26 protein-coding genes are annotated in these 24,031 nt (G+C 65.5%); 12 read left to right on the top strand and 14 right to left on the bottom strand.

The genetic code is table 11. From position 1 onward, the window contains the following. Positions 1 to 267: 267 nt before the first annotated feature. The 3 genes from LC490_RS09425 to LC490_RS09415 all read right to left on the bottom strand — a co-directional run bounded on the left by LC490_RS09425 (position 268) and on the right by LC490_RS09415 (position 2,652). Positions 268 to 558 (bottom strand): PAAR domain-containing protein, encoded by a 291-nt coding sequence (locus LC490_RS09425; RefSeq protein WP_051884237.1) that lies wholly within the window; start codon positions 556 to 558, stop codon positions 268 to 270. Between the two features lie 181 nt (positions 559 to 739). Next, positions 740 to 1,354: a hypothetical protein gene (locus LC490_RS09420; RefSeq protein WP_223620039.1), complete on the bottom strand. Its 615-nt coding sequence runs from the start codon at positions 1,352 to 1,354 to the stop codon at positions 740 to 742. Between the two features lie 155 nt (positions 1,355 to 1,509). Next, the gene (locus LC490_RS09415) at positions 1,510 to 2,652 is read right to left on the bottom strand and encodes an alpha/beta fold hydrolase (protein WP_223620038.1); all 1,143 of its coding nucleotides are present in this window, start codon (positions 2,650 to 2,652) and stop codon (positions 1,510 to 1,512) included. A 127-nt stretch (positions 2,653 to 2,779) separates the two neighbouring features. Between LC490_RS09415 and LC490_RS09410 the strand changes: the two genes are divergently transcribed. The 3 genes from LC490_RS09410 (at position 2,780) to LC490_RS09400 (ending at position 4,777) form a co-directional block, all read left to right on the top strand. After that, on the top strand, positions 2,780 to 3,295 hold the full coding sequence (locus LC490_RS09410; protein WP_223620037.1) for a hypothetical protein: 516 nt from the start codon (positions 2,780 to 2,782) through the stop codon (positions 3,293 to 3,295). A 221-nt stretch (positions 3,296 to 3,516) separates the two neighbouring features. Further along, positions 3,517 to 4,380: a DUF1684 domain-containing protein gene (locus LC490_RS09405; RefSeq protein WP_223620036.1), complete on the top strand. Its 864-nt coding sequence runs from the start codon at positions 3,517 to 3,519 to the stop codon at positions 4,378 to 4,380. Between the two features lie 139 nt (positions 4,381 to 4,519). Continuing rightward, complete coding sequence (locus LC490_RS09400; RefSeq protein ID WP_223620035.1) at positions 4,520 to 4,777, top strand: hypothetical protein; 258 nt, start codon at positions 4,520 to 4,522, stop codon at positions 4,775 to 4,777. Between the two features lie 85 nt (positions 4,778 to 4,862). On the opposite strand, the gene LC490_RS09395 is transcribed toward LC490_RS09400, so the two are convergent. Then, positions 4,863 to 5,291 carry a VOC family protein gene (locus tag LC490_RS09395; protein ID WP_031370004.1) on the bottom strand — a complete coding sequence of 143 codons (429 nt, stop codon included), beginning with the start codon at positions 5,289 to 5,291 and terminating at the stop codon, positions 4,863 to 4,865. 68 nt (positions 5,292 to 5,359) lie between these two features. On the opposite strand from LC490_RS09395, the gene LC490_RS09390 reads away from it, so the two are divergent. Continuing rightward, complete coding sequence (locus LC490_RS09390; protein ID WP_223620034.1) at positions 5,360 to 5,986, top strand: TetR/AcrR family transcriptional regulator; 627 nt, start codon at positions 5,360 to 5,362, stop codon at positions 5,984 to 5,986. Between the two features lie 56 nt (positions 5,987 to 6,042). Here the strand turns inward: LC490_RS09390 and LC490_RS09385 are convergent, their stop codons facing one another. The 6 genes from LC490_RS09385 to LC490_RS09360 all read right to left on the bottom strand — a co-directional run bounded on the left by LC490_RS09385 (position 6,043) and on the right by LC490_RS09360 (position 10,919). Further along, positions 6,043 to 6,933, bottom strand: coding sequence for a LysR family transcriptional regulator (locus tag LC490_RS09385; protein WP_223620033.1), 891 nt, complete (start codon positions 6,931 to 6,933; stop codon positions 6,043 to 6,045). 135 nt (positions 6,934 to 7,068) lie between these two features. Next, positions 7,069 to 7,887, bottom strand: a complete 819-nt coding sequence (locus tag LC490_RS09380; RefSeq protein WP_223620032.1) for a hypothetical protein — start codon at positions 7,885 to 7,887, stop codon at positions 7,069 to 7,071. Positions 7,888 to 8,051: 164 nt separating this feature from the next. Then, a complete protein-coding gene (locus LC490_RS09375) occupies positions 8,052 to 8,561 on the bottom strand; it encodes a hypothetical protein (protein WP_161786047.1) in 510 nt (169 codons plus the stop codon). Positions 8,562 to 8,761: 200 nt separating this feature from the next. Further along, the gene (locus tag LC490_RS09370) at positions 8,762 to 9,343 is read right to left on the bottom strand and encodes a hypothetical protein (RefSeq protein WP_223620031.1); all 582 of its coding nucleotides are present in this window, start codon (positions 9,341 to 9,343) and stop codon (positions 8,762 to 8,764) included. Positions 9,344 to 9,548: 205 nt separating this feature from the next. Beyond that, positions 9,549 to 9,833 (bottom strand): DUF333 domain-containing protein, encoded by a 285-nt coding sequence (locus LC490_RS09365; protein ID WP_223620030.1) that lies wholly within the window; start codon positions 9,831 to 9,833, stop codon positions 9,549 to 9,551. Positions 9,834 to 9,971: 138 nt separating this feature from the next. Next, on the bottom strand, positions 9,972 to 10,919 hold the full coding sequence (locus tag LC490_RS09360) for a lipase family protein (RefSeq protein ID WP_223620029.1): 948 nt from the start codon (positions 10,917 to 10,919) through the stop codon (positions 9,972 to 9,974). A gap of 507 nt (positions 10,920 to 11,426) precedes the next feature. Here LC490_RS09360 and LC490_RS09355 point away from each other — a divergent pair. Then, complete coding sequence (locus LC490_RS09355) at positions 11,427 to 11,903, top strand: SgcJ/EcaC family oxidoreductase (protein ID WP_161786048.1); 477 nt, start codon at positions 11,427 to 11,429, stop codon at positions 11,901 to 11,903. A 197-nt stretch (positions 11,904 to 12,100) separates the two neighbouring features. After that, positions 12,101 to 12,301, top strand: a complete 201-nt coding sequence (locus LC490_RS09350) for a hypothetical protein (RefSeq protein WP_031370014.1) — start codon at positions 12,101 to 12,103, stop codon at positions 12,299 to 12,301. A 188-nt stretch (positions 12,302 to 12,489) separates the two neighbouring features. Here LC490_RS09350 and LC490_RS09345 read toward each other — a convergent pair whose 3' ends face one another. Further along, a complete protein-coding gene (locus tag LC490_RS09345; RefSeq protein ID WP_031370015.1) occupies positions 12,490 to 13,023 on the bottom strand; it encodes a hypothetical protein in 534 nt (177 codons plus the stop codon). A gap of 354 nt (positions 13,024 to 13,377) precedes the next feature. Then, entirely contained in the window at positions 13,378 to 15,174 is a 1,797-nt protein-coding gene (locus LC490_RS09340) for an alpha/beta fold hydrolase (RefSeq protein WP_223620028.1), read from the bottom strand. Between the two features lie 503 nt (positions 15,175 to 15,677). On the opposite strand from LC490_RS09340, the gene LC490_RS09335 reads away from it, so the two are divergent. Together LC490_RS09335 and LC490_RS09330 are read left to right on the top strand one after the other, a co-directional pair. Beyond that, positions 15,678 to 16,220 carry a hypothetical protein gene (locus LC490_RS09335; RefSeq protein WP_223620027.1) on the top strand — a complete coding sequence of 181 codons (543 nt, stop codon included), beginning with the start codon at positions 15,678 to 15,680 and terminating at the stop codon, positions 16,218 to 16,220. A gap of 350 nt (positions 16,221 to 16,570) precedes the next feature. Next, positions 16,571 to 19,003: a S8 family peptidase gene (locus LC490_RS09330; RefSeq protein WP_223620026.1), complete on the top strand. Its 2,433-nt coding sequence runs from the start codon at positions 16,571 to 16,573 to the stop codon at positions 19,001 to 19,003. 135 nt (positions 19,004 to 19,138) lie between these two features. Here the strand turns inward: LC490_RS09330 and LC490_RS09325 are convergent, their stop codons facing one another. Continuing rightward, positions 19,139 to 20,302: a M23 family metallopeptidase gene (locus tag LC490_RS09325; protein ID WP_031370019.1), complete on the bottom strand. Its 1,164-nt coding sequence runs from the start codon at positions 20,300 to 20,302 to the stop codon at positions 19,139 to 19,141. 517 nt (positions 20,303 to 20,819) lie between these two features. Beyond that, a complete protein-coding gene (locus LC490_RS09320; RefSeq protein ID WP_223620025.1) occupies positions 20,820 to 21,248 on the bottom strand; it encodes a VOC family protein in 429 nt (142 codons plus the stop codon). Between the two features lie 200 nt (positions 21,249 to 21,448). Between LC490_RS09320 and LC490_RS09315 the strand changes: the two genes are divergently transcribed. From LC490_RS09315 to LC490_RS09300, 4 genes are all read left to right on the top strand, one after another. Next, a complete protein-coding gene (locus LC490_RS09315) occupies positions 21,449 to 22,372 on the top strand; it encodes a hypothetical protein (RefSeq protein WP_223620024.1) in 924 nt (307 codons plus the stop codon). A 201-nt stretch (positions 22,373 to 22,573) separates the two neighbouring features. Further along, positions 22,574 to 22,870, top strand: a complete 297-nt coding sequence (locus tag LC490_RS09310; protein WP_031370022.1) for a hypothetical protein — start codon at positions 22,574 to 22,576, stop codon at positions 22,868 to 22,870. Between the two features lie 147 nt (positions 22,871 to 23,017). Next, complete coding sequence (locus tag LC490_RS09305) at positions 23,018 to 23,305, top strand: helix-turn-helix transcriptional regulator (RefSeq protein ID WP_223620023.1); 288 nt, start codon at positions 23,018 to 23,020, stop codon at positions 23,303 to 23,305. Positions 23,306 to 23,346: 41 nt separating this feature from the next. After that, positions 23,347 to 24,003 (top strand): hypothetical protein, encoded by a 657-nt coding sequence (locus LC490_RS09300; RefSeq protein ID WP_223620022.1) that lies wholly within the window; start codon positions 23,347 to 23,349, stop codon positions 24,001 to 24,003. The last annotated feature ends 28 nt before the right edge of the window (positions 24,004 to 24,031 follow it).

Genomic DNA, 24,031 nt, shown 5'->3' with positions numbered 1-24,031 from the left:
CCGTTCAATAAGGGTGGTTCTCGATCGAGAGCAAATCCCCCCGCCCCCCTATTTCAAAGGGGGGAACTCTTCGGATGGGGTTCGAGATGGCTGAATCGGATTCGGCAGTCGGTCGACTCAGAACCAACAGCAGCACCGAACTCAGACACCGAAGCCGCCGAACCTTTGCCCCCTTTGACAAAGGGGGCTAGCGCCCAGCGCATCGGCCGAAAGCAAGCGACTTGTAGCGCGGGGGATTTGCTCTTGAGCGCCCTAAGGCCCGAGCCATCAATCGGTCATCGGCCCGTACGGCATCAAGCCGAAACCGCGTTCGGATTCGACGATGGAACGCACCTGCCGCAGGGAAATCAGAATGCAGCCGCACAGGCAGAAGTCGCCGTGGCGCGCCGCCGGGCTGCCCTCGACCCGATGGGTCGGGTCGCCGGTCAGGACGATCGTCAGGCCGTGCTCGTGGCAATGCACCTCGTCGCCGACGCGCGCCCAACTGAAGCCGCCGGCGCGCTCCGGCGTCGAACCGGTCAGCACCGTGCCACCGCTGCTGGTCGTATCGCCGACCATTATCCAATGCCGAACCATCGCCCACCTCCGCTCTCGACTTGGTCAGACCTCAGGCAAGAAAACGGCGCAACGATCGCGGCGTGAATCGCCGTGCGATCGTCGGTTCCGCATTTGCGGACGCGCGTCATGTCGAACGGTCTTCCTCGCGGTATTCGAGAGCAATCGAAAGTTGCGCATATCGTCAACGTCCCGGCTGCGCGGCCGACAAGGCGATCGCCGACCCGGTGAACGGCAGCACCAGGTCGTAGATCGGCGCGGCCGGCGGCGTCGCCGGAAATGCGATCGGCGTGGTCGCGGCGGTGCCGAACTGGGTCACGCCGTCGAGGATCGTGCTGAGGTCGTAGCGGCGGCCGCCGAACTCGAAGGGCCAGCTGTCGATCAAGCGCGCGCTGAACACGTTGTTGGCGAACACCGAGGTCGAAGTCGCGCCGATCTGCGCCGCCAGCGTGGTGCCGACCACCAGGCCGGTGCGGCGGAAGGTCGCGATGCGTTCGCCCTGCGCGAACGAATCGGGCCGATCGAAATCGCCGGCCGGCTCGCGCTGCAGGTACACCGAGAACTCGCCGGCCGGGTCCAGCCCGAGCGTCAGCGCGCCGTTGTCGACGTCGGGCGCCACGAACGGGCACGCGGCGAAGGTGAAGTGCGCGGTGGTTTCGCCGACCGCGCCGGAGAACAAGGCACCCTCGATGCCGGACAGATGCAGGAAATAGCCGTAATCGGCCAGCGAGCCGGCGGGCGTGCGATAGAAACGTCCGGTGACGTACCAGGCGAGTTCGGCGGACAACAAAGGCGACATGGGCGGGCTCGGCGAGGCGGGGCGATGCCGGCTCGGCAAGGCCCCGCAAACGGAAGGGAACGCCGCATCCGCGACGTTTCCTCCAGCTAACGCCGCCAGGCCGAATTAGGAGGACAAGCGACCGCCCGCCAATGTCCGGAACCGTGCGCGAGCGCTCATTCCGGCGCGGCATCTCCGGCCCGCTCGGCGATCGGGCGGGCATAACGCACCAGCGAGACCAGGGTCTTGCCGGGCTCTTCGGTGAACATGACGTGCGCGGACCGCTCGAACCAGACCAATTGCTTGGACGGCGCCTGCAGGCGTCCGAACCATTCGGCCGCGAGTTCGGAAGAGACGTTGTAGTCGTCGCGGCCGTTGAACAGGATCACCGGGCAGTCCAGGCGCTGGACCGAGCTGTAGTCGCGCTGCATCGCCTCGACCAGCAAGCGCTTTTCCGAGAACTCGTTGCCCTCCCAGATGCGCGCGATCTCGGCGTCGCTGTATTCCGGCGCCAGCGCCACCGCGGCCGAGACCGTGTCGTAGCCCTGCAGACTGCGCAGGGCGCCGCCGTAATGGCCCAGCCATTTGCGCTGCAGGTACAGGTCCTTGGCCGCGAGCGGCTTGCCCGGTTGCGCATAGCCCTCGATCGTGGCGAGTTCGCGCAGCGCCTCGGCATTGCCGTCGCGCTTGGCGCGTTCGAGCGCGAACTGCAGGCCGCGGCGCTCGCTTTCCGGCGAATTGGTGACCTGGCCCATGCCGATGTAGGCATGCAGCCATTGCGGGCGACGCTGGGCGAATTCGAGACCGAGCACGCTGCCCCAGGAATGGCCGAGCAGGAAAATCTTGTCCTTGCCGAACTCCTTGCGCAGCCAGGCCACCATCTCCTCGGTGTCCTCGACCATGCGCTCGCGCGTCATGGTCGGCTCGAGCTGGGCCGGATCGTTGAGCAGATAGGTCTTGCCGGCGCCGCGCTGGTCCCACTGCACGACGGTGAAGTAATCCTCCCAGCCGCGCTGGAAGTACCAGCTGTACGGCATTTCCACGAAACCCGGCCCGCCGTGCAGCATCAACAGCACCGGATTGCGCTTGTCGACGCCGCGGATCGACACCCACTGCTCGATGCCGCCGATCTTCACCTTCTCGGCCCGCTCCACGCCTTCCGGAGTGACGATCCGGCGCAGATCGGCGATCAGCCGAGTGGCCTCGGCGCGGCTGGCCGGCTTCGCCGCCTGCTGCGCCGCGGCATTCGTGACTGCGCTCAGGCCCAGGGCCGCCGCGACGATCCAGCTCGTCGCCTTGTTCTGCCAATCGCTACGCATCTCGGTCGGTCTCCACTGTGGAGTCGCAAGAGATACGGGCAGACGCGAGGCGGTTGCAGCCGATGACATACCCCCGGAGGTGAGGCCTGTGGCAGCATGACCGCATCTCCAGCCGGCTCCCGGTTCCATGAATCGATCGATTGCGCTGCTGTTTGCATTGTTGTCCGTCTCGCCCGCCGCCTGGGCCTGCAGTTGTCCTGCCGAGACCGAATCTCTCTGGAACGGGGCCCATCAAGTGGCGCTGGTCCGGATCGATGCGGTCCATGTCGAGCGAGAACTCGCAATGTCGCGCAAGCGTTGCACAGCATCGGAAGCGACTTGCACGATGAGGCAGGTCGCAAGCTATACGCCGGTCGAGTTTTTCAAGGGCAATCGTCTGTCTGCCCCTACTCTGGCTACGGGCTACGGCGGCGGAGATTGTGGTTTACCGATGATCGCCGGTACTTATTATCTGATCTTCGCGTCCGATACGAGCGGGCAGATCGGTATCTGCAACGCCGCCGGCCCTTATCGCTGGGTCGGGTCGAGGAACAGCCTGGAGCAGCCGAAAGTGCTCAAACCGCTCCTCGAGGCCCTGCGTAAACGTTCCAAGGAGCCGGCAACGAAACTTCCGCCCCGGCCGCCATCGTCTTTGCCTTGGTAGCAACGTGCACGGCGCATTGGACCGCCCCACCGACGAGCCGGTACGGGGCGATATTCAGCCGTCCCTGTGACCTTCGTTGACCGGCCGAAGGCACAACCGCTGTCGATTCCCGCCCTCCCCGTTCGTCGGATCATCAAGACAGCGCACACACGGCCGCTCGGGCCGCGCTAGCGTGCTCTGTCCTCGACCGCCCATTCACGCTTCCACTCCAGGACCCCGCCATGCGCTCCTTGCTCTGCTCGATCCTGTTGCTCAGCCTGCCCAGCCTCGCGATCGCCGATCCGCGCAAGGATTGGGACGATTTCCGCGCGGCGATGACCCAACATGCCGGCGGCCCCACCGGCATGTATGCGATCCAGGACGTCGCCGTCGTCGATGCCGGCAAGACCGTGCATCTCGCAGCGGCGCGCGCGCCCGCCGACATCCGCTGGGCCGAACAGGCCGGCGGCAAGGGCCAGTTCAGCGTCTCCTACGAGAACGGCCGCGCCCTCCTCCGCGGCCCGGGGCTGGCCGAGGTCGATCTGTTGAAAGCCAAGGAACAGCAACAGGCGCTGCCGGACGGGCTCATCGTGCGCGGCACCGTCTACGAAAAGTCGATCAAGGCCTGGCTCTACAACCCGAAACTTCCGGCCCAGCGCTTCAAGAGCCTGAGCTTCTTTCCCTACGACCCCAAGGGCGTGGTCAGCGCGACCTTCAAGCGCAAGAACGTGCCGGTCGGTGTGAGCCACCTGGACTCGCGCAACCACACCGGCCTGATGTACTGGATCGGCGACATCGAACTGCCGGTGCACGGCAAGACCTACCGCCTGCGCGCCTTCAACAAGGAAAAAGACTGGATCAAGATCAACCACGTCCTGCTGTTCCTGACCGACAAGACCTCGAAGAAGACCACTTACGGCGGTGGCCGCGTGCTCGAAACGCACTTCCCCGCCGGCGAAGCGCCGAACACGATGACGCTCAACTTGAACACGCTCTACAGCTTCCTGTGCGCGCATTCGGACTACTACAATTGCCCGATCAACCTCACCAGCTTCGTCGACACCGAACTGAAGTACGGCGAAATGTATCCGCCGCAGACGAAGTAAGCGCGATCAAGGCTTGAGCAAAGGGCAGCGCAAGCGGCCAAGCCCGGACTGCCGGCTTGGCCCGCGAGCAGCGGGCCGCTTCGTCGAGCAGCTATGCTTGCCGCCCATTCTCGACCGATAGCAAGTCCCGCCCCCGCTCATGCAGACACCGAAACCCGCTCGAACCGGCCGGATCCTGTTGACCTTATCTGGCGTGGTGCTGACCGAGGCCGGTGCGTGCGCGATCCTCGCCGACGTTCTGGGCAATCGGCCGATACTGCTGGTGCAATCATCGAGCCATAGCTATCTGCGGATCGTGCCGACGCAGGGTCCTTATGCATTACCTGTCGGCATCGCCTTGACGCTGCTTGGGACTGGGCTGCTGATCGCATCGCGGCGGCGGCGCCCAAACCGATAGGCGCTGCCTCCGCAGCTATCTCGGCGAGCCCAGACTGTGCTGCGCACGGCACCCATCGCAGGAATCGCATCGGCTGCTCGTACGATCACACCACCGGCAATGCGCTCGCATCGTACTGTTCGACGAACTCGCCGCTCGGCGGAATCGGCTTGATGATGTCGATCAGCACGCCGTTCGGGTCGCTGGTAATGAAATGGCGCTGACCGAAGGCCTCGTCGCGCAGGCTCAACAGAATCGGCAAGCCGGCGTCCTGCAGTTGAGCGTGGACCGCGTCGACATCCTCGACCTCGAAGTTCAACAGCAGGCCGCCGACGCGGCCGCGTCCGGACTCGGGGATGGTGTGGTGGCGACCGTCCAGCACGGCCAGATTGATCGACGGGTCCTGCGCCGACTGCAGATGCACGTACCAGTCGCTGTTGAACAAGGCCACGAAGCCGAAATGGGCCTCGTAGAAAGATGCGGTGCCGGCAACGTCGTGGGTCATGATCACGGGGTAGTAGCTGGTGACTTTCATCTTGTCTGCTCTCTGGGATTTGACATACAGTCTGTATGTAAATCCAAATTAACATACAGGCTGTATGTATGCAACAACCTAGCCAGCCCCGATCGCCCCGCTCCAACCGCGAACGCACCGAAGCCACCCGCCACGCCTTGCTCGAGGCCGCGCGGGCCCTGTTCGTCAGCAAGGGCTATGGCGACACCTCCACGCCCGAGGTATCGGTCGCGGCCGGCACCACGCGCGGGGCGCTCTATCACCACTTCGTCGATAAGCGCGACCTGTTCCGGCACGTGCTGCAACGCGAAGCCGAGGCCGTCCGCAGCGACATCGTCGCCGCGGCGCCGGCCGGCTTGGGCGCGTACGAGGCGTTGATCGCCGGCAGCGAGGCCTATCTGCAGGCCATGGCCGTGCCCGGCCGCACCCGTTTGCTGTTGCTGGAAGGCCCGGCCGTGCTCGGACTGGCCGAGACCGCGGCGATCGACGAGTCCAATGCGGCCGAGACCCTGCATGCGGGCCTCTCCGCGGCAATCGGCGGCGGCGACGACGTATCCATCGACGCCCTGTCCAAACTGCTCTCGGCCGCGTTCGATCGTGCGGCCCTGGAGATCGATGCCGGCGGCGACCCCGAAGTGATCAAGGCGGCGATGCTGTGGTTGTTGCAGCGGGGGCTCGGCAAAGGCGGCGACAAAACGGCGCGCAAGCGTAAATAGGTATTGGCCCGCGACGACGAACGGGATGCACGCCTGCATCCATCGCACCGGAGTAGCTAGGCGCTATCGCCGGCCTGGCCACCGCACTCGCCTTCCAGCCAGGCCGCGAACGCCGTCGCGCCGACGCTCGCCGGCTTCAGCGCAAGCCGGGTCAACCAATAGCCACCGGCGTCGAGCATCGGCTCGAACGGTTGCAGCAAGCGTCCTTCGGCGATCTCGCGCTCGAACATCGCCGGCGGCGCCAGGGCGATGCCGAGCCCCTGCAAGGCGCATTGCACCATCGTCACCGACGAATCGAAGATCGGCCCGTTGACCGACCCATTCGGCACGACCTGCGCCGCCTCGAACCACAACCGCCAATCGTCGACGAAGTAGGAACGCAGCAGCGGAAAACGCGACAGATCGGCCGGACCGCGCAATTGCGCGGCGAGGCTCGGCGTGCACAAGGGGGTCAACGGCGCCGCCATCAGGAAACGGCTTTCCATGCCCGGCCAGTTGCCGCGGCCGTAACGGATCGCGTAATCCAGCCCTTCGCCGGCCGGATCGACGCGGTTGTTATGGGTGCTGACGCGGACGTCGACTGCGGCATGACGACGCATGAAATCGGCCAGCCGCGGCAACAGCCAACCGCTCGCGAAAGTGCCGACCACGCCGACATGCACGACTTCGCGCGCCAGGCCGTCGCCGACCCGGTCGAGCGCATCGTCGATGCGGTCGAAGGCTTCCTGCAGCACCGGCAACAGGCCCAGGCCCTCATCGGTAAGGGCGAGCCCGCGTGGCAGGCGCCGGAACAATTCCACGCCCAACTGCGCTTCGAGCTGGCGGACCTGCTGGCTGACCGCGGCCTGGGTGACGTTGAGTTCTTCGGCGGCGCGGGTCAGGCTGAGCGCGCGCGCGGCGGCCTCGAACACTTTCAGCGAACCGAGATTGATCCGGGGATGGGCCATCGCGGCTCCGTATGAATGCGAACAGGGGTGTTGCGCCCGGCGAATCGCACGCGAACGACGATTCGAGCGGTGTCAGGTCGGCGATTCAAGCCGTCGCCCGAGAGTGTAGCAACCGAACGCGACGGCTTCGGAACGCTAACCGCCCGCGGGCACGAACCAGGCCTCGTCCGGCGTCCGCACCGCGGCCTCGGCTTGTCTGTCGCGCAAGTAGCCGTACCACTCCTCTTGCACGCGATCGATCGGCCCGATCCGTCGTTCGAACGCCTCCGGCGAACCGCCGTCGCGGATCAGCGCCCGATAGCCTTGCGCGTATTTGCCGTCGCCATAGTGGAACAGGAAATGACTGAGGCTCCAGTACTCGACGTAGTACAGATTGAGATGACGGCCGATCTCCGGCCCGGTGTCGGCGAGCAGGTCGCGCAGCGGTATCCAGCGGCGCTGCGCGATGTCGCGGCCGAGATCGCCGCTCAACGGAATCCGGGTCAGCCACCAGATCGGATACGCCGTCGCATCGACGGTGCCGGGAAGCAGCACGCCGTTCTCGATTCGGCTCGCACCGAAGTAGGTCGCCAGCCCTTCGTTCATCCAGCGCCGGTTCTTGAAGCCGGCGACTTCGTTGTTCAACTGATGGGTCGCTTCGTGGACCATCCAGTGATAGGGGTTCTGCCCGCCGCCCGAGTAATAGGCGTGGCAGATCGGCGCACGGTAATAGGCCTCGGCCCAAGGCATGCTGCGGTTATGGGCGACGAACTCGCCGCGGTTACGGTACAGGCGCAGTTGCAGCCTGCCCGGCTCACGATTGGCGGCGAGCTCCTTGGCGAAGAACCCGCTATAGGCCCGATGCAGGCTTTCGACCGCAGCGCCGATGGCCTGGGTCTGCTCCGGCGTCGCCGTGGTCGCTATCGCGTAATGCTCGGTCTCGAAGACCTCGACCGGGGTTTGGCCGGCCGGCACGCGCTGCTGTACGGCTGGTTTTTTGTCCGATCCCTCACGGTGAGCCGGGTCACTACCCGAGCCATTGCAACCGGTGCAAGCCGCCAGCACCGCCGCCAGAACCAGGCGCTTCAGGGCAAGTCGAATCACACCCATCGAGTTTCGCCTCGGCATTCGACAGAGGCTCACCGCAACCGCGCCGAACGCAGCTCGTGCTTGCGACATAGTTGCTCGGGCTCTAATTGGCGATAGCGCGGTCCGAACCACAGCCACCCGGGCCTCAGTTCGCCGATCGACAGGACACGCGCATCGTGCAGGCTGAAAAGCACGTTGACGTAGTCACCCGACATCTGCTCGTGCTTGACGCCCGGCGCATAGAAATCGACCGAGATGTAGTACGGAATGTTGCTTTGTTCGTGATACCAGGAACCACTCAGTTCGATATCCTCGACACGCCGCGCCTTGATCAGCTCGGCAATGCAGTTCGGCAGCCTGATGGCGTTCGGACCGATCCTGAGTGTGACGAGCGGCGGTTGGTTTTCGGGAAATCGCAGGTCGAGAGCGACCGGGCCGAACCGCTGCGGAACACCCGCGACGCTGCCGTCGGAGCGCCGATGCAGAACGCGGTCGACATGCGCCTGCACCGTCATCGGCATCAGCACCAATGCCGCGAGCATCCACCCGGGCCGGTTCATCGCGCTCCTGGGTAGGAGCGGCGCAAGCCGCGACCGTGATGATTCCGGTCGCAGGCTGCTTCGCCGCCGCGCGCATGGCCGTGGTCGCAGCTTGCGCTGCTCCTACCCTGGGCTTGCGGCCGAGCGATCGCGAACGAATCGCGCGCGGTCTCGGCGAAACGCTCGATGGATGAATTCATTGGCTTTCTGGACAGCGGCTGTCAGGGCTGGGCTTTCACCAGTTTTCCACCGGTCCAACGGTAGCTCCAACGATAGCGGCCGGGATCGGGGCAATGGATGGTCTCCTTCTGCTCGCCGTTCCCGGTCGTATAAAGACGCTTGCAGATCGGCGAATCCTCTTTGACCAGGAACGACACTTCGACCTGGCGATTCAGGACGCGTATGCGTTCGACTTCGCCCGGGACCTGTTCGTTATGGCCGAAGCGATAGCCGGTGCGCGCCGCCGCATCGCGCAGCGCCAATTCGTCGGGGCTCAAGGCGGAGACGATCGGCGCCGGCGGGCCGGCGACCAGCACGACGAGTTCGTTGGGGCAGTCGAAGTTCGCGCCGACGCAACGGGCGGTGGCCAGGAACAGGATTTCCTCCTTGCCGTCGCCGTCCAGGTCGGCGGCTTGCGCACGACTGGAGAAACGCTCCTGGACGATGTCGTCGCTGTAGAACATGGCCATCTGGGCTTTGACGGCCTGGTCGATGCGCGCCTTCTCCAGCGCCCCGCTCGCGGGCGACGCCATCAGCAAGACGACAGCCATGCTCAGCAGGCTTGTTGCGTTGGTACGTGACATCGGGCGCTCTCCTTGGTGGCCAGTGCAGACGATCCTTCGCCGCTACGATAGCGCGCCGCCGCATCCGATCCAATCGGCCGGGCATCCGTAGCCGTCCGCAACCAGCCCCGGGGCGCCACCCGCCGGATCGGCCAGGATCGCCTGGCCGTGTGCGCCCGGCTCCGGGCTCCCATGCCGGTGTCGACCGGCATGGGCACCGCCGGGCTTACTCGCTCGGCGTCACGCACTTCTTGTCGCGGAACAGCGCCCACTCCTCGCAGACCTTGCCGTCGGGCAAGGTGCATACACCGAATTGCCCGCCGTCCTTGCCGGTGCGGATCTCAAGCGTGCCGCCCAGGTCCTTGCAATGCACCGAGGCCGGGTTCGGCATGCCGATCTTCGGGGTCAGGCTGGCCGCGCTATCGGCGGGCGTGGTGTCGGCCGGCGTGGCGCAGGCGGCCAAGGCCATCATGGCGGTCAGCAACAGGGCGAAACGGGGCAGGTTTTGCATGGCGAGGGCCTCGGGGAAACGAGGCCTCACTATACCCGCCGCCCGACAAGGCCCGGTCAAGACGCGTAGGCGCGATCGAGGCCGCCGGTGGATGCAACGGGCCCCGGGGCCCGCCGCATCCTTCCGGCTGCGGGCGGCTCAGGCGGCCGCGCGCAACGAGCGCTCGAAGCGCATGTGCTCGCCGATTTTGTCGACCCAGCTGACGTCGCCGCCGGCTGGCGGCAGCTTGCTCAGCATCGTCCACTTGGGCTGGATGTAATCGGGGAACTGGCCGACCCACTGCTGCGGATTCGCCGGCAAGGCGTGGCTCAGCACCGTGGTCAGGTTGACCACCGAGTGCCGCGACAATTCGTGCGGAAACCACTCGCCTTTGACGTAGAAAGCGGTCTGGAACGCCGAACCCACCGCATGGAAACCCAGGTCGCTAGGCGGCAGCGTCGGCACGTAGTCCCAATAGTTGTAGACGCGAATGCTGTTCGCCGCCGGGATGCTGGCGTTATAGGCGGTCTGCCAGTCGAGGGTGCCGACCATCGGGCTGGAGAAATTGATGTTGGTCGTGCTCATCGGCTGGCTGACCGCCAGGTCGAGCGAGAACAACTGGCTCAGCGCGGCGCCCAGGCTGTGACCGGTGACGTAGAGCTCGCTCGGCGTGTACTTGGCCAACAAGGCGAACAGTTGCTGCCGCATCGACTGGGCCATCGAACCGCCCTTGTCGTCGTAGATGCTGTAGAAGCCCGAGGCGACATGCGGCGTCGGCGCGACCGTGCCGCTGCTCGGTACGAACTCGGTGGTGAGGAAACGTACGTCCTCGTAGATGTCCATGTCCGAGTCGGTGCCGCGGAACGCGAAGATAAAGGTGCCGGGGTCGGCGATCGACTGGAACACCAACCCGTACTTCTCTTCCGAGCCGCTGATCAGGAAGGCGTCCCAACCGGTCCACGCGTCGATCTGCTGATAGCCCTCGGGCGACTGGAACGGCTGGCCCTGGTAGTAGTCGTAAGCGGCCTTCGAGGCTACGGCGAGTGCGATCGTCAGCGTTGCGTCGAGCGTCGCTTGGGTGGATGCGTTCGTGGAATCGGTGGTCATCGGATTTTTCCTCTCGGTAGGCAGATGCGAGCAGCCGACCGCACCGCTCTCGCCACCACAGCACGCAATGGGGTCCGACGACCGGCCACGATGTCGCCTTCGCATCCACATCGGCGAGGGATCGGCCATAAAAATTGTGACCGGACGCATGATTCCGGGGTGGCGATCTGCGATGGAGCGTGGCTTCCGACAGCGCAAGGACGTTCGATCTCGCTGCACAGCGCGGGGCTTCGCTATTGGCATCCGAGCGGCCGGCTCTTTCGATCGAGAGCCGATCCCCCTGCCCCCTCATCAAAGGGGAAGCTCTTCGCGGAGGGAATCGCGTCGGCCCCCGAACTCCAGAGGAGGAATGCATCAGACAAAGGAACTCTTCGCCGTCGGCTCACCACGCTCAACGACGCATCGCGCATTGAGCAACTCGGTCAGTTCCTTTCGCGATCCGGGTACATCGTCGCGCGAACGCCTTCGATAACGTTCAGTCTCCAACCACTCCAGCAAGGACCGAACATGAAGAGTCGTACTTCGATGGCCGCTCTCGGCATGACGCTCGCGTTGTCCGGTTTGACTCCGTTCGCCGCGGCGGCGCAGGACCCGATGGCGGCGCAGCACCGTCACTGCGAACGCGAGTTCGAACGCACCTCCGAAGCGCTCGGCGATGCCTTCGCCCGGCGCGATCTCAATCGTTTCATGGCCGGTTTCGCCGAAGATGCGGTCCAGGTCAACAGCCTCGGCCAGGTGCTCAACGGCAAGCCGGCGATCACTGCCTTCTATCGCGCGGTGATGGCCAACGAGTATGTGTTCAAGCGTACCCTGCTGGCGCAGACGATCAGCCAATGCTCCAGCGCCGTGGTCGTCGACCGCATCGAATTCACCATTCCCTCGGCCGGCATCACCCTGCACGCGATCGATGTCGCCAACTGGGCGCGGGTGCGCGGTCAATGGCGGTTGAGCGCCGACACCACCACGCCGATCGCCAAACCGTAAACCAGGCAGGCCATAAGCGGCAGGCTCCGGCGGGGCCTGCCGCAAGGGTGTGAAGCAAGAATGGCGGCGCACTGCTGTACGCTTCCGGTTCCGGGCCTGCATCACGCCCGGCGGTCCGAGGGCTCATCGTCGCAGGCATTGCGATGCAGGTGACGTATCCAGGCATTCGGGAATGCCATGGGATCGCAGAGGCCGCCATGTACGTCTATTACGTGAACCGCAACGCACAGCCGAACGGAAACCACGAGGTGCATCGCTCCGACTGCCCGTTCGTGCCGTTCAACAAACAAGACCTGGGGTATTACCTGCATTGCCAATCGGCGGTGGTCGCGGCTAAACGCTACTTCGCCCAGACCAACGGCTGCTATTGGTGCTCCAAGCCCTGCCATAGCGCTTGAACGCAAAGGCCCGCCGAATGGCGGGCCTTTCTTTATCGAAATGCGCCTGCCCGCCGAATGGCGGGCCTTTCTTTATCGAAGTGCGCCTGCCCGCCGAACGGCGGGCCTTTCTTTATCGAAGTGGACCTGCCTGCCGAGTGGCGGGCTTTTCTTTATCGAAATGCGCACCGAACGCAAGGCCGGACCGATCAGCCGCCGGTTTCGCGCAAAGTGACGCCGTGCTGCTTGGCGTAGGCCTCCTGCGCCGCATTCCAGGCGATGGCCTTGCTATCCACATCGCCGATCAGGCGCTCCATGTCGGTGCCCAGCGAACCGAACTGCTGATCGCTGTAACCGTCGGGCAGCTTGCCCATTTCTTCCAGCTTGGCGAACGCTGCGTCGACACTCTTGAGGTAGTCGAGCATGCTCGCGTGCAGCGCAGCGGCGTCCTCCGGCGGCGGAAACGCCTGCGTCACCGTGGTGTTGGCGGCCAGCTCGCGGCGCAGGCCGGCGAACTGGGGCTGATAGCGGCTCATGCCCTTGCGCGTCTGCAGCACCTTGCTGAACTCGTCGGCGCGATCGCCGCCGAGCCAGCGGACCGCGGGCGTGCTGGCGGAGTTCCACACCGAGACGTTCTGCTCCAGGTATTCCTCGGCGGTCATGGTGCTGCGTCCACCGCTGCTGCAGGCGGCAGCGAGGAAGGCCAACAAGCAGATCGAAACGAGGCGATTGAGTTTCTTCAAGACAATGTCCTTTTGCTGATGAGAGATGCGTCCGATGCGCAGCGGCGCCTGAGCGCCACCCGTGGGGAACCGGAGCGATGCTTGCGCGGCCGGGTCGGGATCCCCGCACCGACGCGACGCCGTGCCGCCGGGGTATCCAGCGGGACGGGATCGGTGCCAGTGGACGATGCGCGAGCCCTTGAGGAGCCGCGGAAAGGAAACCAGCCTGCGGCCGCCGTGCATGGTAACTCCGTGGGCCCTCGAGCGGCGCGGACGCGTCCTCCCGCGCGACAGCCGCCCGATTGGGCAAGCACGTTTTGGCAAACACGCTTGGGCAAGCACGCCCGTTCGCAGCCGTCCGTAGTGACGCAGGGACTAGACCCGCGTCACCACCAACCACAGCAGCAACAGATACAGCGCGAACGAGAAGCCGGTGACGAAGGCCTGCGTCGCAGGCGCCATGCCGAGCAGGCAGATCGCCGCCGCAATGCCCTGCCAAAGAAAATACGCCGCCGCGATCAACACCAGCCACACCAACGGCGGAAATAACCCCAGCGCCTTGACCAACACATTCTGCCGCCTCGGCACCGGCTGGATCTCGTCCATGTCGACGCGTCCGTCGACGACGAAGCCGGCGATCACGTTCCATACCGACTCCACGATCGCCGCGCCGTGCCCGCCTTTGACGTAGGTCACCTGGCTGACGCCGGCATCCGGTTGCGAGAGGAGGAAGCCGTCGTGTCCGGCGCTGCCGAGGTCCTGCAGCCTGAAGAACTGGAAGAATTTCGGGAAGAACGCCACCACCCAGTCGCCGGTGGCGACGAAGTTGAGCACGCCCCGGACCCTCGGCCGCTTGCCGTCGAGGAAGCGCCGCCAGTCGTAACTGCGGCGCACCACGCTGCCGGCGAACACGACGCGATCGAAACGGCAGCAGGGATACAGCTCCAGCGCGCGGGCCAGCAGATAGGTGCCGTTGCTGTGTCCGACATAGGAAAAGCTCGCGTTCGGATAACGCGCCAGGGCTTCGGTGTACTGGTCCATCAGCCATTCCACTTTCTGTCGCCGATACCACGGGAACAGGAACGGCAGCATCGGGAAATAGCCGTAGCTGGAGGTCTCGGTGGCCCAGGTGGCCAGGCGGTCGCCGGCGCGTTGCTTGATGCGGCGCGCGATCTTGTGGGTCCAGTAGCCGACGTCGCGAATGCCGTGCATGACGAAGACCACGCGCTCGATGCTCTCGTCGGGCGCGGCGAAACGCTCGTCGGACGGCACCACGGCTTCGCGCCGCAGTTGCGCACTGTCGGCTTGCAAGGCCAGCACGAAGGCGCGGGTGCGGCCCGCGCCGACGATCGGGTCGGCCATGTCGATGATGTCGGCATGCCCGGAATGAGGCACGTCGAGGTAAACGAAATCGCCTCCCGAGACGAGATCGACGTTGTCTTCGGGCGCAACCATGTCGTCGCGCGAACCCAGCAACTGGATCGTCAAGGCGCTGCCGGGCGCGGCCGGCGCACTCGCATCGCCCTGCATCGATGGGCCGGTGCGGCTGGCGCGGCGGCGCATCAGCAACCACTGGATGCGCAATTGGGTGATGAATTCGGCGCCGCGGCGAAAGGTGAAGACCAAGGGCCAGCGCCGGCTGAAGGCATGGATGACATGGCACAACAAGCTGCCCAGGCTCCACACCGGCGCGTTGGCGAGGCTGAGGTGATGCGACACGCGCCAACCGCGGTTCATGCCGGCCAGCAGCACGATCCGCGACACGCAGCCGGCCCAGGGCCGCGCCGGAACGAGTACCGCTTCGTCGGCGGATGCCGGCTTGAACACGGCCTCGAACGGAGCGCCTTCGACTTCGCCGCAGGCCACCACGTAAAGTTTTCGCGCCAGCAGCGCGCCGAGGCTGTGCCCGACCAGCACGATATTGCCGTAGCGCGTGGCCTGAGCGTAGGCCTGGGCGTATTTGCGATCGATCTCCGTCAACAAGCCTGCGACGATCTCGTTCGGATCCGCCATCGACAAGCGCGATGCCGGCAGCTCCGGGCAATAGATTTCCGCATCCGGCCAGGCGCCGCGCACCAGGGCTTGCACCGACTCTAGCCTGGCCGCAGTGTGCATATAGGCGTGCAGCAGTACCACCAACGTCCGCGAACGCTCCTCGACTTGCGTGTTCATCCCGCCCCCTGGCTGAGTCACGACGCTGCTCCGCAGCGAAATCCGCGGAACCCTGCAATGAATGCCGCGCCCGATTCGGCCCGGCGGCCATCGCTCTCGCTCTCGCGGACGCTTGCGGCGCGGACGCACGCACGGATGCCCGGGGCCGAAACCTCGGGACCGCGTCGCTGCATTCGGCGCGGGACCGAACGGCACCGAGAAACATACCCTCGCCGATCGAGCCTGCCGATTCATTCAACGTGGAAGCAGGCTGACTCCGGTCAGACCGCCTTGTCGAAAGCACGCAGACGGAACAACCGGAGCACGGCGAAAGTGCAGGAAATACGCTGCAACCGGCAATCCATGCCACGACGGACGCGAGTGCAAACGCGGGCTCGAAGGAATCGTTCAACATCTTCCTCCCAGGTCGCAAATTGGCTCCATCGCTCGTCAACCGATTGGGCCTCCATTGGAACCGCTGGCGCACCTAAGGTCGCCATCGTCCCAACCACCGAGACAAGACGATGACCCACCGCACTCCCCGCTCTGCCCGCACGTCGGCGCTGATCGCCGTGTCCATGCTCGCCCTGTCCACCGCCCCTATGGCGTTCGCCGCGGCCCCTGCTAGCAACGCAGCCGCAAGCAGCGCCCCGCAACCCGCCGCCTCCGGCTGGGTCGGCGACATCCTCACCCGCATCTGCGCCCGCCAGTTCGACGTCGCCCAGCGCACCGACATGGAATCCTTCCGCGACTACGACGCCGAAACCTTCCGCGCCATCCACGACGAACGCGCCATCACCGTGTTCGACAGCGGCGGCGTGCGCATCGGCATCGACGCGATCATGACCGCATTGGCCGGCCACTTCACCAACCGCGAAGCCAAGTGGAGTTGGACCGAACGCTATCGCGTGGTCGACGGCTGCAACTCGGCCTACATCCTGTACGAAACCGTCTACGAGATCCCGCGTATCGGTTATCGCCAGAAAGCCCTGACCGGCGTCACCTACAGCCACGACGGCCGCAAGTGGCTCGCGATCGCCGACCAGGGCACCAAGCTACCGCCGTGACGGCATGCGTGGCGGCGGTCGTTCCGCCATAGGCACGGCGCAAAGGCGGCTACGGCCGCCTTTGCTTTTTCCGGAGCACAGGCTTCGCAGGTGCGAGTGCGACGGTGCCGCGTCGAGGAATGCGGATCTCAGCCGGCCGAGGACAGGCCCGGTTTGGCCGCCTGCTTCGGGTCTTGGCGTTCGCTTCCGGTGAGGAGCCGCGCGCAGCGTCTCTTCGGCGGCCGCGGAGAACGGCCGGCTTCACTGGACTGCTCGGCTCGCCCTGTTTCACCGGCCGCAGAAACACGGACGTCCGCATGCGTCATCGCCAACCAGCGCGCAGGACTGCGGTCGCCACCAGGAGAGGTCCGATGAAATCCAGACACTGCACGCCCGCGCTGCATTGCGCGGCCGGTCCGACGCGTCCACCGCAACATCCGCCCACCGCTTCGCCGACGCCGCGCTACAGCGGCTTCGTCATCCTGCGTTTGTCCGATCGCATTGCGCCGGGTTCCGACAAAGACCTGCGCAGCCTCGCACGCAAGCACAAGCTGGTGGCGCTGTCCAAGTTGCTGGAAGAGGCGACGGTCGAATCGACCCGGCCGGTGATCCGCAGCGTCGATGCCAAGCGCTTGATCGAAATGGAGCGCCGCGCCGCGCAATCGCCGTTTCCGCCGTTGCGCAGCCTGACCGGTTACTGGCGCCTGGATCTGCGCCATCGTCCCGACGACGCCGAAGCCCTGGTCGCACGCTTGCGCCGGCTCGCCGAAATCGCAGACGCCTACCGCGAACTCGAAGTCACCGAACCGGTCAACGACGCCGACGACCCGTATTGCGCCGGCCAGGACTACCTGGATGCCGCTCCGACCGGTATCGACGCGCGCTGGGCCTGGACCCAGGCCAACGGCACCGGCGGCGGCATCGGCGTGGTCGACCTCGAACAAGGTTGGTTCCTCGGCCACGAAGACCTGGTCGGGCACGCGCCCAGCCTGATCTTCGGCGACAACCGCGATGGCGTGAGCACCTACAAGGGCAATCACGGCACCGCCGTGCTCGGCGAAATCGCCGGCATCGACAACACCCTCGGCGTGGTCGGCATCGCCCCGGACGTGGGCTCGGTGCGGGTGACCTCGCATTACGACGCCGGCACCGACACCAACCTGCACGTGGCCGATGCGATCGTCGCCGCGCTGCCGAGCATGGCGGTCGGCGACGTGCTGTTGCTGGAAGTGCAACGCGGCGGCGCGATCCTGACCGAAGTCGACAACGCCGACTTCGATGCGATCCGCCTGGCCAGCGCCCTGGGCGTGATCGTGGTCGAAGCCGCCGGCAACGGCAGCAACGACCTCGACGCCTACACCGACGGCGGCGGTTTCCAGGTATTCAACCGCGCCAGCGCCGATTTCCGCGATTCCGGCGCGATCGTGGTCGGCGCAGCACTGTCGCCGCTGCCGCACAACCGCGCCGGTTTCTCCAGCTTCGGCTCGCGCGTGGATTGCTATGCCTGGGGCGAGAACGTCACCACCTGCGCCTACGGCGATCTCGACAACGGCGGCGGCGACGACAACCGCACCTACACCGCCGGTTTCAACGGCACCAGTTCGGCCTCGCCGATCGTCACCGGCGCCGCGCTCGTCACCCAGGGCATGTACGCCGCGACGACCGGCACGCGCCTGTCGCCGGGGCAGATGCGCAGCCTGCTGTCCGACCCGGCGATCAATACCCCGCAGGGCGGCGGCGTGGCCGGCGCCATCGGCGTAATGCCGGACCTGCGCGCGATCATCGAGGACACCCTGGGCCTGGTGCCCGATGTTTACCTGCGCGACGCCGTCGGCGACAGCGGCGTGGTGCCGTCCACCGGCGCCATCAGCTCCAGCCCCGACGTGATCCTGCGCCCGACCGCGGTGGCCAACCCCGATGCAGCCTTCGGCGAAGGCAGCGGCACCGAGAACAGCAACACCCTCGGCCACGAGGCCGAAACCGGGCAGGACAATTTCCTCTACGTGCGCATGCGCAATCGCGGCGCCGCCGATGCCGACGACGTCCGCGCGACGGTGTACTGGAGCCCGGTCGCAACCTTGCTGACCCCGGACCTGTGGAACCTGATCGGCACCTCGGCGCCGGTCGACGTGCCGATGGGCGACACCCTGGTGGTCGCCGATGCGATCACCTGGCCGCAGGCCGACATCCCCGCGCCCGGCCATTACTGCTTCGTCGCCAGCCTCGACCATCCGAGCGACGCCGCGCCGCCGCTGCCGCCCGGTCCGCCCAACTTCGACTGGGATGCCTTCCGCGACTACATCCGCGCCCACAACAACATCACCTGGCGCAACTTCAACGTCGTCGACCCGCCGCCGGATCCGCAGGCCTGGTTGTCGTTGCCGTTCCTGATCACCGGCACGCCCGATCGCGCCCGCGCCTTCGATTTCGAGATCGTGCGGCGCTTGCCCAAGGGCGTCACGGTGCACCTGGAACTGCCGCGCGACCTCGCCCGACGCATCGGTGCCCGGGTGCCCTGGAAGGTCGATGTACCGCGTAAAGGCGATCGCGCCACCATCGCCTTGCCGGGCCTGCCGCGCCTGCCTTTGTGCGGCCTGCCGCTGCCGCGCGGCGCGCGCCTGCTGGCGCGCTTCCTGGTGCGCGGCGCCAAGCCCGAACAGATGCAGGGCGCCAGCATCGCCATCCGCCAACTGTTCGAAGGCGAGGAAGTCGGTCGCATCACCTGGCAATGCCTCAACCGCGGCAACGCCGGCAAGGCTAAGCCGGCGATGGCGGTCAGACCGGCAGCGGCTAAAAAACGCTGAAGCCTAGACGCGCTTCGTCGGGCACGGCGCCGCAAACGGATCCGCCCGAAGCCGCGTCGGCTTCGGGCGGACGCGAAAATTCACCCGGCGGGCTCGTTCGCGATGGCGACGAGCTCGCCGGATGCGCGGCTTCGCTCAGGGGTTGGTGAAATAACCCGAGCAATAACGCGAGCCGTTCTTGCTCAGATAGAAGCGGCTGCAGTTGGTGTCGTAGCTGCTGCCCAGCGCGGTGATCTGGAAGCCCGACAGATACACCCCGTTGAGGTGATAGTGGCTGCCGTTGTACTTCAGCGACCAATGCTCGTGCGGGCCGGTGGAGGCACCGCCGTTGCACAGCGCCTGGGCGCGAGTGTTGGCCGGGTTGCCGATACGGCTGTTGGCGGCGACGCTCGCGCCGGTGCCGTACTGCAGGTTCATCATGTGGTAGTAGGTCGTCGACCAACCGCCGCTGTGCACCACTTCGGCGAAGCACGAGGAATGGCGCTTGAACGAGCCGCCGGCCGAGGCCGACACCCAGTTCCCGCTCTGGTTGCTGCCCCAGCCACCGCCGCGCGACATGTCCAGCGACGACATCGGGTAATTGCCCGAGCCGGTGTTGGTGTGCGCGCCGCCGACATGCCAGGACGCGCCGCGCGGGTACGGGAACTGCAGGAAACCGTTGGCCGGCCCGGCCAGGGCGTTGACGTCGCTGGTATCGGCGAAACGCGCCGACGCCGGCACTGCCTTGCGCGGCTCGTTGAACAAGCGGCCGTAGACCTGCTGGAACTCGCCGTCGCCGCGCAGCGCGGCACTGGCCTGGCTCTCGCCAGCCTGCAGGTACAGGGCTTGCAAGGGATTGCTGCGCGCCAGCGGCACGCGGCCTTGCGGCGCCAGCGACGCGTCTTCCTGCTCGTACAGAGCCTGGCGCAAGGCCGTGGCGACCTCGCGGGTCTGGCCATTGAAATCCTTCGCCGTCGACAGCTTGCCGAACGGACGGCGCATCGCATCGGCGCTAGCGCGCTGACGCGACACCACGCCGCTCTGCTGCTCCATCAGCGCGATCAACACCTTCGGGCTGATGCTGCTGTAACCGGCCCAGTGCGAAATCGACTCGCTGTGCCGCACCAGATGCGGCGCGTGCTTGGCCAGATAGGCCGCGGTGTCGAAGTCGAACATCTCGTCGTAGGAATACACCAGGTCCTGGCCGCTCAACCCGGCAGCGGCGTTCGCATCGCGCCCGCCGGCCGTCGCCGTGCCGCCGATGGCCGCTGCGATACAGCAGGCCAACAACCCCAGTCGTGCTTTAGAAATCGCCTTCATCGTATCGCTCTCGTCGAATGTGGGGTGGCGTGCATGCCCTGTCCGCAACGACAGATCCGGCATCGAGCGCAGTGTGCTTTCTCGTTCGCATCGGCCACCCTGAGTGATGCGATGTCCCGACTCTAGGGTTCGTCAACAACGCTGTCGTGCGATCGCAGCGCAGTTGCTCACTTGCGGTGAGACTGCTCCTGCACTTCCTTCATTTCGAATCGTCATATGGCAGCGAATCGCTGCAGATGTATTCGATGTCAGTCGCGTATCGAGGTTTCATCCCCTGCGAATCGACGGCGCATACGCTGCGCACAAAGCACATTAGCCCGCATTCACGATGCGTGATTTTCGCTGTTTGAAACTTCATCGAGCCGCGTGCGCCGCACTGCACGAACGCGCATTCATCGCAAGCGCTCGCCCGGGTTTTCCGGAGGGGAAACCGGTTTCGCTTGAATGCGGCGATGGCGCGATATCCGCGCCATCCCCGCAAACCCCGCCGTGTGCGCTGCGGGCCGGGTGGTGCGCTTCAGAAGGTGATCTTCACCGAAGGCGCGCTGCGCTCGGCTTCGCCGTGATACACCGCCTCGATGTTGTTGCCGTCCGGGTCAAGCACGAACGCGGCGTAATAACCGGGGTGATAGTCGCGGCCTCCGGGCGAACCGTTGTCCTTGCCGCCGTTGGTCATCGCGGCGCGGTGGAAGGCATCGACCATCGCCCAGTCCTGCGCCTGGAACGCGAGGTGATGGCGCCCGGTCAGGCTGCCTTGGGCGGCCGGGCTGTCGGCGGTCGACACGAACAACTCGTCGGCCCAGAAATGATCGTCGCCGCTACCGGCTATCGGCACTTTCAAGGCGGCGAAGACCGCGGTGTAGAACTTGCGGCTCGCCTCGATATCGCTCACCACCAACTGGATGTGATCGATCAAACGGCCGCGGTGCAGTTCCTGCGTTTCCATGTTCGCCTCTCCCGTCGTCATGTAGTCGTGCCCGCCCCAGAACCGGCGGATCGGGCCTGAATCCTTGCCTGTTTTACGACCGGTATCAAGAAACCGCGTTGAAGATGACGTTCCGATAGGGGCAACCCTAGCTGTGCCCGCGGCGGGCGCGGCCTAAAGTGCCCGCATCGGCAGTGCCTGTCGGCGAGAGGAGCCTTCCCATGCACGTCTCCGGCACCAGCGGCAGCGCCTGGATTCCCCAGACGTCGGCTCCCGTCCAAGAATCCGCTCGCCCCACCCTGCCCGACGGCCCGGAGCTGATCCACGTCGGCGAGTTCATCCCCCAGGGCCAGGGCTACGATGCCCAGCGTCGGCAAGTCCTGACGACCTACTACAACAAGGACGACGGCGTCCTGTTGTCGATCCAGAACCAGGACGGCGGCCCCGAGGTCAAGCACGTCAAGCTCGACGGCGGCAGCGCCGAGAACCTGTGCGCGATCGCGCCGGACAAGGGCGGCGGCGTGGCGACCGACGGCAAGTTCGTGTACTTGGCCGATACGGAATCGGTCTACGTGTATCGGCGCGAAGACATCGATGCCGCCCAGAACGGCGGCTCGGTCGAACCGGTGTGGATCAACCGCATGCCGGAAGGCAGCAAAGCCAGCTATCTGACCGTCAAGGACGGCAAGGCCTATGTCGGCCAGTTCGCGGTCGACCCGAACGGCTTCGGCTCGGACCAGGCCAAGCAGGATTTCGACGGCAAGCCCAGCCTGGTGCGTTTCGATATCGGCGCCAAGGGCGAGTTCCTCAATCCCGGCGCTCCGGTCGAGACGCCCTATTACGCCCAGGGCGTGACCGTGACCGAGCGCGGCCTGCTCTTCAGCACCTCCTTCGGCGGCCAGGACGAATCGCCGCGCGAGCTGGTCTTTCAACAGTTCACCGGCAACGGCGAGAACTTCCGACTCGAAGCGGCCAAGGATGCGCAGAGCGTCTACCGTCTCGACCATTACGCCGAAGGCATCAACGTCATCGACAACGAAGTCTGGGTGACCTACGAAAGCGCCGCCGACGACTACCGCGACAGCGGCGTCGAACCGCGCACGCACATCCAGCGCATCCCGCTCGGCGAACTGAAAGACTACTGATCGGACCGCAGCGGCCGCATCATCGCAGACGCAAGCGGACCGCGAGGAAACTCGCCGGCGGGTTCACGCACCGGCCTGGCCCACGTTCCAACAGGCAACGGACGAGGCGCTTTAGCGCCTGGTCCGACTAGGCGCGGCTGCAGGCGATGGCGAACCTTGCAGCGCGCCCTGCCTTTCCGCGATTGCCGATGGGAGCGTCCGATGTCCAGAAACAAGACTCTTTTTATCTACAACGACACCAGAGCCGACCAGGAGTGGACCATCTATTCCGAAGGCGTCATCAATCAAAGCTATACGCTGGGCCAGGACCGAAAGAGCTTCACGGTCACGCTCAGCGCCAACGCCGTGATCAAGTTCGGCGTGGACGATGCCGTGTATCTCGACGCCATCTACGACTATCGCAGCGACAGTTGGACCAGCCGCACCGCCACCCCGAACGAGATGCAGTTCTCCGCCGCTCAAAGTGCGGTGAGCGTCACATGCAGTTATGTTCCCTGAACCGATTCGCTGACATCCGAATCGCCCCCGGGCCGGAGACCGTTATCACAAATATAAGTCTCCGTCCCGTCTCGACGCATCGGTCTGTCCTGTCCATGCGAACGCATGCGTTGGATAGGTGTCTCCGGCAGACTCTTCGAACATCGGATGTGGTCGGCTACCGCACGCATCGGTCTCCTCGTTCAAAGCGACCTGCTCCATGAGGCCGCCCGGGGCAAGTACGCGCAACTGAGCCCGATGGAGCGATCGGTGTTGCTGGCCGCGGTTTGCGGCGCCGAAGACAAACAGATCGCCGCCTTGCTGGGTTGTTCGATATCCACCATTCGTACAATGTGGCAGCGCGTGTACCATAAGACCGGCCTGACCTCGCGGCGCAAACTGGTCGCGACGATCTGGAGCGAGGCGGTGCGCAACTTGGGCGGTGTCGTTTTTTGAGCGACATGCGTTGAGCTTGCGATTCTGGTACATGCTGTTCCATGAAAAGTTCATTACTCCTGTGGACGGTTTGCGCCGCACTCAGTGCCGTTGGCCTGGTGGCGCTCCGGCTTCTCGCCCCTGAATCCGCAACGTCCTTCCAAGAGAGCGCAGCGAAGGCGAAGGCGCGTTCGCAAACCGCAGGCAGCGACGCAGCGCGGATCGAGCGCATGCAGGATCAGGTGGTTGAGTTGCAGGCCCAGGTGGCCGGCCTGAAGCGCCTCTCGACCGACGTGCAGGCATCGACCGAACAGAGTCCGGTCGGCGTTCTGTCCATCGACGCGAGAAGGCAGGCCGAGCAGGACTCTCGGCGCCACGCCGCCTACATCGCCCGGCTCCAGTCCGCTTTCCAGCTCGAGCATGTCGATCCGGTCTGGGCGTCGCACACCACATCGCGCGTATGGAACGCCATCGAACGAACCGATGGGATGCGCGAAGCGGCGCACGACGTTCAATGCCGATCGAGTATGTGCCGGATAGAAGTCAGCGACGACGGCTCTGGCCATCTGCACAAGCAACTTCCGCTGTGGGCGCAACAGTTCGCCGACGCATTGCCGCGCATGGCGGGCCAGGCCATCGTAAGCCGCAACGGCCAGTCCAGGATGGTGCTCTATCTGATGGGGCCGGAACTGAGCGACGCCACGGCATCCAAACACTGACTCGGGCCGACACTGCCGCCTTTGCGCG

Origin of the sequence: Lysobacter sp. ESA13C, assembly GCF_019970005.1 — a bacterium.
GTDB lineage: Bacteria > Pseudomonadota > Gammaproteobacteria > Xanthomonadales > Xanthomonadaceae > Lysobacter > Lysobacter antibioticus_B.
This window is presented reverse-complemented; position numbering and strand designations above follow the sequence as displayed.

Excerpts from the sequence above, each read along its gene's own strand:
- LC490_RS09425 (WP_051884237.1), bottom strand. The coding sequence starts at position 558 with ATGGTCGGCGATACGACCAGCAGCGGTGGCACGGTGCTGACCGGTTCG.
- LC490_RS09420 (WP_223620039.1), bottom strand. The coding sequence starts at position 1,354 with ATGTCGCCTTTGTTGTCCGCCGAACTCGCCTGGTACGTCACCGGACGT.
- LC490_RS09415 (WP_223620038.1), bottom strand. The coding sequence starts at position 2,652 with ATGCGTAGCGATTGGCAGAACAAGGCGACGAGCTGGATCGTCGCGGCG.
- LC490_RS09410 (WP_223620037.1), top strand. The coding sequence starts at position 2,780 with ATGAATCGATCGATTGCGCTGCTGTTTGCATTGTTGTCCGTCTCGCCC.
- LC490_RS09405 (WP_223620036.1), top strand. The coding sequence starts at position 3,517 with ATGCGCTCCTTGCTCTGCTCGATCCTGTTGCTCAGCCTGCCCAGCCTC.
- LC490_RS09400 (WP_223620035.1), top strand. The coding sequence starts at position 4,520 with ATGCAGACACCGAAACCCGCTCGAACCGGCCGGATCCTGTTGACCTTA.
- LC490_RS09395 (WP_031370004.1), bottom strand. The coding sequence starts at position 5,291 with ATGAAAGTCACCAGCTACTACCCCGTGATCATGACCCACGACGTTGCC.
- LC490_RS09390 (WP_223620034.1), top strand. The coding sequence starts at position 5,360 with ATGCAACAACCTAGCCAGCCCCGATCGCCCCGCTCCAACCGCGAACGC.
- LC490_RS09385 (WP_223620033.1), bottom strand. The coding sequence starts at position 6,933 with ATGGCCCATCCCCGGATCAATCTCGGTTCGCTGAAAGTGTTCGAGGCC.
- LC490_RS09375 (WP_161786047.1), bottom strand. The coding sequence starts at position 8,561 with ATGAACCGGCCCGGGTGGATGCTCGCGGCATTGGTGCTGATGCCGATG.
- LC490_RS09370 (WP_223620031.1), bottom strand. The coding sequence starts at position 9,343 with ATGTCACGTACCAACGCAACAAGCCTGCTGAGCATGGCTGTCGTCTTG.
- LC490_RS09365 (WP_223620030.1), bottom strand. The coding sequence starts at position 9,833 with ATGCAAAACCTGCCCCGTTTCGCCCTGTTGCTGACCGCCATGATGGCC.
- LC490_RS09360 (WP_223620029.1), bottom strand. The coding sequence starts at position 10,919 with ATGACCACCGATTCCACGAACGCATCCACCCAAGCGACGCTCGACGCA.
- LC490_RS09355 (WP_161786048.1), top strand. The coding sequence starts at position 11,427 with ATGAAGAGTCGTACTTCGATGGCCGCTCTCGGCATGACGCTCGCGTTG.
- LC490_RS09350 (WP_031370014.1), top strand. The coding sequence starts at position 12,101 with ATGTACGTCTATTACGTGAACCGCAACGCACAGCCGAACGGAAACCAC.
- LC490_RS09340 (WP_223620028.1), bottom strand. The coding sequence starts at position 15,174 with ATGAACACGCAAGTCGAGGAGCGTTCGCGGACGTTGGTGGTACTGCTG.
- LC490_RS09335 (WP_223620027.1), top strand. The coding sequence starts at position 15,678 with ATGACCCACCGCACTCCCCGCTCTGCCCGCACGTCGGCGCTGATCGCC.
- LC490_RS09330 (WP_223620026.1), top strand. The coding sequence starts at position 16,571 with ATGAAATCCAGACACTGCACGCCCGCGCTGCATTGCGCGGCCGGTCCG.
- LC490_RS09325 (WP_031370019.1), bottom strand. The coding sequence starts at position 20,302 with ATGAAGGCGATTTCTAAAGCACGACTGGGGTTGTTGGCCTGCTGTATC.
- LC490_RS09320 (WP_223620025.1), bottom strand. The coding sequence starts at position 21,248 with ATGGAAACGCAGGAACTGCACCGCGGCCGTTTGATCGATCACATCCAG.
- LC490_RS09315 (WP_223620024.1), top strand. The coding sequence starts at position 21,449 with ATGCACGTCTCCGGCACCAGCGGCAGCGCCTGGATTCCCCAGACGTCG.
- LC490_RS09310 (WP_031370022.1), top strand. The coding sequence starts at position 22,574 with ATGTCCAGAAACAAGACTCTTTTTATCTACAACGACACCAGAGCCGAC.
- LC490_RS09305 (WP_223620023.1), top strand. The coding sequence starts at position 23,018 with ATGTGGTCGGCTACCGCACGCATCGGTCTCCTCGTTCAAAGCGACCTG.
- LC490_RS09300 (WP_223620022.1), top strand. The coding sequence starts at position 23,347 with ATGAAAAGTTCATTACTCCTGTGGACGGTTTGCGCCGCACTCAGTGCC.